This is a genomic window from Gilvimarinus sp. 1_MG-2023, from assembly GCF_030548285.1.
On record NZ_JAUOSC010000568.1, the window covers coordinates 1 to 324 of the forward strand.

The following is a 324-nucleotide window of genomic DNA, read 5'->3' on the forward strand; positions in this document are numbered from 1 at the left end:
TTTCATGATCGGTTCCCAATCCGGGTCGGTCATATCGGCAACCAGTACATCCCCTTCCCGGATCTGATCCATATCGTCGATATCGTTCAGGACCCGAACCGGCCCGGAGCCAATCCGGTGGCCAATACTGCGTCCTTCGGCCAGCACCGTGCCGGTTTCTTTCAGCAGGTAGCGCTCCATCACGGTTTTGCTGGTGCGGCTCTTGACCGTTTCCGGTCGCGCCTGCACCACGTACAACTTGCCGTCATCCCCATCCTTGGCCCATTCGATATCCATCGGCCGGCCATAGTGCTCTTCGATGGTCAGCGCCATGCGTGCCAGTGC

1 protein-coding gene is annotated in these 324 nt (G+C 59.3%); it reads right to left on the minus strand.

All coding sequences use genetic code 11. The features are described from left to right. A partial coding sequence (locus Q4563_RS18115; protein ID WP_303605492.1) for a PEP/pyruvate-binding domain-containing protein occupies positions 1-312 on the minus strand: 312 nt, incomplete at its 3' end. Positions 313-324 lie beyond the last annotated feature (12 nt).